This is a genomic window from Actinosynnema sp. NPDC023658 (assembly GCF_040639995.1).
Taxonomy (GTDB): Bacteria; Actinomycetota; Actinomycetes; order Mycobacteriales; family Pseudonocardiaceae; genus Actinosynnema.
The window spans coordinates 1-6,174 of sequence record NZ_JBFAAX010000350.1 but is presented as its reverse complement, the minus strand read 5'-3'; the positions used below and the strand labels follow the sequence as shown (position 1 = coordinate 6,174).

Genomic DNA, 6,174 nt, shown 5'->3' with positions numbered 1-6,174 from the left:
CGGCGCTGGGCGCTCTGCTGCTCGGCGCGCGTGCCGCCTGGGCGCTGCCGGTCGGCTGGACCGGCGCGACGCTGGTCGTCCCGCCCCTCGACGAGCACTGGCTCGCCCGCCTGCTGACGTGGCCGGTGCAGCCCGCCGGCACCACCTCGGCCACCGTCACCGCGGTCGTGCTCGGCTGCACCGGCCTGCTCGCCTTCAGCTGGTTCGGCTGCCGCCGGTAGGCGTCACACGCCGATCGGGTGCCAGACCGTCTTCATCTCCAGGAACGCCCGCAGCCGGGCCAGGTCCGGCTCGCGGGTGAAGTCCTCCGCCGGACGGGCGCGCAGCACCCGCTTCACCGTCCCGGCCGCCGCCCGCTCCAGGTCCGCCCGCGTCGACTCCGGCGCACCGGTCAGGTCGAGCGCGTTCACGTCCGCGTGCGACGCCAGCCACGGCGCGATCTCCGCCGTGCGCCCGGTCAGCACGTTCACCACGCCGCCGGGCAGGTCGGACGTCGCCAGCACCTCGGACAACGTCACCGCGGGCAGCGGCCGGTCCTGCGAGCTGACGACCACCGCCGCGTTGCCGGTCGCGATCACCGGCGCCACCACGCTGATCAGCCCCAGCAGCGACGACTGCTGCGGCGCGAGCACCGCGACCACGCCCGTCGGCTCCGGCACCGAGAACGAGAAGTACGGCCCGGCCACCGGGTTCGACGCGCCCAGCACCGTGGCGACCTTGTCGGTCCACCCCGCGTACCAGACCCACCGGTCGATCGCCGCGTCCACCAGCGAGTGCGCCTTCTTCGCCGTGACGCCCTCGCAGGCCGCCACCTCGGCGGCGAACTGCTCCCGCCGGCCCTCCAGCACCTCGGCCACCCGGAACAGCACCTGCCCCCGGTTGTACGCCGTCGCGCCCGCCCAGCCGGGGAACGCCTTGCGCGCCGCCGCGACCGCGTCCCGGGCGTCCTTGCGCGAACCCTGCGCCGCGTTGGCCAGGAACGCGCCCTTCGCGTCGACCACCGGGTAGGACCGGCCCGACTCCGACCGCGGGAACGCGCCGCCGATGTAGAGCTTGTAGGTCTTGGTCACCGCGATCCGGTTCTCGGCCCGACCGAGGGAAATCCGGTTCTCAGACATCGAGGTAGGCCTCCAGCCCGGTACGACCGCCCTCGCGGCCGAAGCCCGACTCCTGGTACCCGCCGAACGGCGCGGTCGGGTCGAAGCGGTTGAACGTGTTGGCCCACACCACGCCGGCGCGCATCTTCTGCGCCGCCCACAGGATGCGCGACCCCTTCTCGGTCCAGATGCCCGCCGACAGCCCGTACGGCGTGTTGTTCGCCTTGGCCACCGCCTCGTCGGGCGTGCGGAACGTGAGCACCGACAGCACCGGCCCGAAGATCTCCTCGCGCGCGATCCGCATCGCCTGCGACACGTTGGAGAACACCGTCGGCGCGAAGTAGAAGCCCTTGTCCGGCAACGGGCACGAGGACGTCCACCGCTCCGCGCCCTCGGCGTCGCCGGACTCGACCAGCTGCTGGATCCTGGTCAGCTGCTCGCGCGAGTTGATCGCGCCGACGTCGGTGTTCTTGTCCAGCGGGTCGCCGACGCGCAGCGTGGACACGCGGGCGTGCAGCTTCTCCAGCAGCTCCTCGGCCACCGACTCCTGCACCAGCAGCCGCGAACCCGCGCAGCACACGTGGCCCTGGTTGAAGAAGATGCCGTTGACGATGCCCTCGACCGCCTGGTCCAGCGGCGCGTCGTCGAACACGATGTTCGCCGCCTTGCCGCCCAGCTCCAGGCTGAGCCTGCGGCCGGTGCCGGCGAGCTGCCGCTGGATGGTCTTGCCGACGTCGGTCGACCCGGTGAACGCGACCTTGTCCACGTCCGGGTGCGACACGACGGCCGCGCCGACGTCACCCGCGCCGGCGAGGATGTTCACCACGCCGGGTGGCAGGTCGGCCTGCTGGATGATCTCCGCCAGCACCAGCGCGGTCAGCGGCGTCGTCTCGGCGGGCTTGAGCACCACGGTGTTGCCGGTCGCCAGCGCGGGCGCGATCTTCCACGCCGCCATCATCAGCGGGAAGTTCCACGGGATGACCTGACCGGCCACGCCCAGCGGGCGCGGGTCGGGGCCGTGGCCCGCGTAGGCCAGCTTGTCCGCCCACCCCGCGTGGTAGAAGAAGTGCGCGGCGGACGTCGGCACGTCCACGTCCCGCGATTCCTTGATCGGCTTGCCGTTGTCCAGCGACTCCAGCACGGCCAGCTCCCGCGCCCGCTCCTGGACCAGGCGGGCGATGCGGAAGATGTACTTGGCGCGCTCGGAGCCGGGCATCCGGCCCCAGACCCGCTCGTAGGCGCGGCGCGCGGCCTTCACGGCCTTGTCCACGTCGGCCGGCGCGGCCGTGGAGACCTCGGCCAGCACCTCCTCGGTGCCGGGGTTGATCGTCTTGAGCGGTTCACCGCCGCCCTCGACGAACTGGCCGTCGATGAACATCCGGTAGTTCGGCTTGAGGTTCGCGATGTCCCGCGACTCGGGCGCGGGCGCGTATTCCCACATGTCAGTCCACCGTCACGTAATCGGGGCCGCTGTAGTGGCCCTCCAACTGGGTGCGCCGCTGCATCAGCAGGTCGTTGAGCAGCGTGGAGGCGCCGAAGCGGAACTTCTCCGGGGTCAGCCACTCCGGTCCGGCGACCTCGTGCACCGCCACCAGGTACTTGATCGCGTCCTTGGTCGTGCGGATGCCGCCCGCCGGCTTCACGCCCCGCACCTCGCCGGTCTGGATGTGCCAGTCGCGGACGGCCTGGAGCATCACGTGCGTCACCGGCAGCGTCGCGGCGGGGGACACCTTGCCGGTGGAGGTCTTGATGAAGTCGCCGCCCGCGAGCAGGCCGAGCCACGACGCGCGGCGCACGTTGTCGTAGGTCGCGAGCTCGCCGGTCTCCAGGATCACCTTGAGGTGGGCGTCCCCGCAGGCGTGCTTGACCTGCACGATCTCGTCGAACACCTGGCCGTAGCGGCCGGACAGGAACGCGCCCCGGTCGATCACCATGTCGATCTCGGTGGCGCCCGCGTCGACGGCGTAGGCGGTGTCCTCCAGCTTCACCTTCAGGCTCGACCGGCCGGACGGGAACGCGGTGGCGACGCTGGCGATGCCGATACCGGTGCCCCGGAGCTCCTCGACGGCGGTCTCCACCATGTCCGGGTACACGCACACGGCGGCGACCTGCGGCACGTCCGGGTGGTCCGGGTCGGGCCTGCGGGCCTTGGCGGCGAGCGACCGGACCTTGCCGCGGGTGTCGGCGCCCTCCAACGTGGTCAGGTCGACCATGGAGATGGCGGTGTCGATGGCCCACCGCTTCGCGGCCTTCTTGATGCTGCGGGTGCCCAGACCGGCCGCGCGCTGTTCGACGCCGACCTGGTCCACACCGGGCAGCCCGTGCAGGAACCGGCGCAGCGACGCGTCGTCCCGGACGGCGTCCGCCAGCGCCGGGGGCAGCTGCGGTGGCGGTGTAGTTGTCGGAGCAGCCATGCCGCCGAGTCTAGGCGGATTGGGACGGCCGTCCTAAGTGAGTGACTTCGGGCAGGTCAGACCCGGTACGGGGTCCGGTGGGACGCCCTCGTCCTCAGTCCTCCAGCTCCTCGTGCCTCTTGGTCTTGAGCTTCTTCCTCTTCGGCCGCTTGACCTCGACGCCGCCCATCATCGCGAACCCCGTGACGCGCACGACCGGCCCGCCGGGGATGGTCGGTGCGCCCTTGTGCGTGGAGTCCTCGAACGCGCCCATGAAGCCGACGCCGTCGACCCGGACGGTGACGTCCTCCGGCACGATGATCTCCACCCCGCCCATGAGCGCGTAGGCGTTGATCGTCGTCTCGTGCTGCGTGAAGCGGGCCTGGGTCAGGTCCAGCACGACGCCGCCCATGATCGCCGTCGCCGCGTGCGTCGGCGGCACGACCCACTCGCCCCGCCGCTCCACGCCCGACCAGAACGCGAACGACACCGCGGAGCCGGGCGTGCCGCCGATCCGCGACGCGGGTGCGTGGTGCTGCACCGGTACGGGCAGCACGGCCGGCGCGGGCACGCCCAGGTCCGCGGTCAGCGGCACCAGGTCGCCGTAGGTCTTCGACGCGTACACCGCCGCCAGCCGCTCGTCCAGCTCGTGCAGGTCCAACCGGCCCTCGCCGTGCGCTTGTTGGAGCACCCGGGCGACCTTCTCGCGGTCGGCGTCCGAGGCGCGCATCTGACGGGGGTCCGGCACCAGCTCGTCGCTCACGCGGGTGAGTCTAGGAGTGCGCGCGCCTTTTCACGACGACTCCGGTGAACACCGTTCAGCACCGGCTGCCCGCCGGGAGCCCGTTCAGCCGGCCGGCGTGGTGCTCGGTTGGCGCACCGGCAACCCGGCGGCGCGGTAGATCTCGTCCACGACCCGCATCGTGGCCACCGCGTCGTCCGCCGTCGTCGGGAACGGCTTGCCGTGCAGCACGGCGTCGGCGAACGCCTGCAACTGGTACTCGTAGCTCGGCCGCCGGTCGAAGCGCTCGACCCGCCGGTGGCCGTTCAGCTTCACCGCGAGACGGTGCCCCGCCTGCGGCGCGAAGGGGTTGAACACGCGCACCTCGCCGTTGGCGCCCAACACCTTCGCCGAGAGCCTCAGCAACGACCGCGACCACATCGACGCCACCACGGTCCCGGTGTGCCCGGCGGGGAACTTCAGCTCCGCCCGCATCGCCCGGTCGACGCCGTCACCCTTCAGCAGCGCCCGCGCGGACTTCACCTCCGGCTCGCCACCGAGGTAGCGCACCATGTTCACCGCGTAGCAGCCGGCGTCCATCAACGCGCCGCCGGCCAGGTCCAGCGAGTACCGGATGTCCTTGAACCTCGGCAGCGGGAAGGCCAGCCGCGCCTCCACGTGCCGCAGCTCGCCCAGTTCCGCGACGACCTCCGGCAACCGCAGGGCCAACGGGTGGTAGCGGTAGTGGAAGGCCTCCATCACCACCAGGCCGCTGCGCTTCGCGGCCTCCGCCACCGCCGCGGCCTCGTCCGCGTTGGCCGCGAACGGCTTCTCGCACAGCACGTGCTTCCCGGCCGCCAACGCCGCCAATGTCCACTTCCCGTGCAACCCGTTCGGCAGCGGGATGTAGACGGCGTCCACGTTGGGGTCGTCCAACAACTCCTCGTAGCTGCCGTGGACGCGCGGGATGCCGTGCCGGTCGGCGAACTGCTGCGCCCGCCCGGCGTCCCGGGCCGCCACCGCCGACACCTCGACCGCCGACGCGTTCCGCCCCGGCCGCACCAACGCCGCCGGCACGATCCGCGCCGCCCCAAGAACCCCGATCCGCACGTGGTCGGCCATGCCAGGACGTTACCCGTGGCGGCGTCCCGCCAACCCCACTGCCCGACCGCGGGCCGCCGACCGCGAGCCGCCGGGCATCGCCTTCGGGTACCACATACTGTTCGACCATGGACGTCCTCGTTGTCGATCACCCACTGGCCAGGGCGCGGCTGACCACCATGCGCGACGCCCGCACCGACAACGCGGCGTTCCGCGCCGCGCTGCACGAGCTGACCGTGATGCTCGTGTACGAGGCCACGCGCGACCTGCCCGTGGCCGAGGAGCGGGTGCACACGCCGGTCGCCCGGACCACCGGCTACCGGCTCGCGAACCCGCCGCTGCTGGTGCCCGTGCTGCGGGCCGGGCTGGGCATGGCCGACCAGGCGCACAAGCTGATCCCCGACGCGCAGATGGGTTTCGTGGGCCTGGCCCGCGACGAGGAGACCCTCCAGCCGACCCCGTACATGGAGTCGCTGCCGGACTCGCTGGCCGGCCGCCCGGTGTTCGTGCTGGACCCGATGCTCGCCACGGGCGGTTCGATGGCCTACACGATCCGCCTGCTGACCGACCGCGGTGCGACCGACGTGACCGCGATCTGCGCCCTGGCCGCGCCCGAGGGCATCAAGCACCTGGAGGACTCCGGCCTGCCGGTCCGCCTGATCACCGCGAGCGTCGACGAACGCCTGAACGACTCTGGTTTCATCGTCCCGGGCCTGGGTGACGCGGGCGACCGCCAGTACGGCGCCGTCAACTGACGTCGTGCCCCCCGCGTGTCCTACCTCCAGAACGCGCGTGTCCTACGTTCGCGCACCCCGAGTTGAACGCTCAGAACACACGGCCCGTGTTCTGAGCGTTCAACTCG

6 protein-coding genes and 1 pseudogene are annotated in these 6,174 nt (G+C 72.0%); 2 read left to right on the top strand and 5 right to left on the bottom strand.

From position 1 onward, the window contains the following. Window positions 1–221, top strand: a pseudogene (locus AB0G02_RS26090) (hypothetical protein); the annotation flags it as partial. A 3-nt stretch (window positions 222–224) separates the two neighbouring features. On the opposite strand, the gene AB0G02_RS26085 reads toward AB0G02_RS26090, so the two are convergent. The 5 genes from AB0G02_RS26085 to AB0G02_RS26065 form a co-directional block, all read right to left on the bottom strand. Next, window positions 225–1,118: an aldehyde dehydrogenase family protein gene (locus AB0G02_RS26085; protein WP_360798377.1), complete on the bottom strand. Its 894-nt coding sequence runs from the start codon at window positions 1,116–1,118 to the stop codon at window positions 225–227. Then, the gene (locus tag AB0G02_RS26080; RefSeq protein ID WP_360798374.1) at window positions 1,111–2,538 is read right to left on the bottom strand and encodes an aldehyde dehydrogenase family protein; all 1,428 of its coding nucleotides are present in this window, start codon (window positions 2,536–2,538) and stop codon (window positions 1,111–1,113) included. Before AB0G02_RS26080 ends, AB0G02_RS26085 begins: the two co-directional genes overlap by 8 nt. A 1-nt stretch (window position 2,539) precedes the next feature. Continuing rightward, window positions 2,540–3,511 (bottom strand): deoxyribose-phosphate aldolase, encoded by a 972-nt coding sequence (gene deoC, locus AB0G02_RS26075; RefSeq protein ID WP_360798371.1) that lies wholly within the window; start codon window positions 3,509–3,511, stop codon window positions 2,540–2,542. 94 nt (window positions 3,512–3,605) lie between these two features. Then, window positions 3,606–4,253 carry a DUF1707 domain-containing protein gene (locus AB0G02_RS26070; protein WP_360798368.1) on the bottom strand — a complete coding sequence of 216 codons (648 nt, stop codon included), beginning with the start codon at window positions 4,251–4,253 and terminating at the stop codon, window positions 3,606–3,608. A gap of 84 nt (window positions 4,254–4,337) precedes the next feature. Continuing rightward, the gene (locus tag AB0G02_RS26065) at window positions 4,338–5,333 is read right to left on the bottom strand and encodes a Gfo/Idh/MocA family oxidoreductase (protein WP_360798365.1); all 996 of its coding nucleotides are present in this window, start codon (window positions 5,331–5,333) and stop codon (window positions 4,338–4,340) included. Window positions 5,334–5,440: 107 nt separating this feature from the next. Here AB0G02_RS26065 and upp point away from each other — a divergent pair, with 107 nt between their 5' ends. Beyond that, the gene (gene upp, locus AB0G02_RS26060; RefSeq protein WP_360798363.1) at window positions 5,441–6,067 is read left to right on the top strand and encodes a uracil phosphoribosyltransferase; all 627 of its coding nucleotides are present in this window, start codon (window positions 5,441–5,443) and stop codon (window positions 6,065–6,067) included. The last annotated feature ends 107 nt before the right edge of the window (window positions 6,068–6,174 follow it).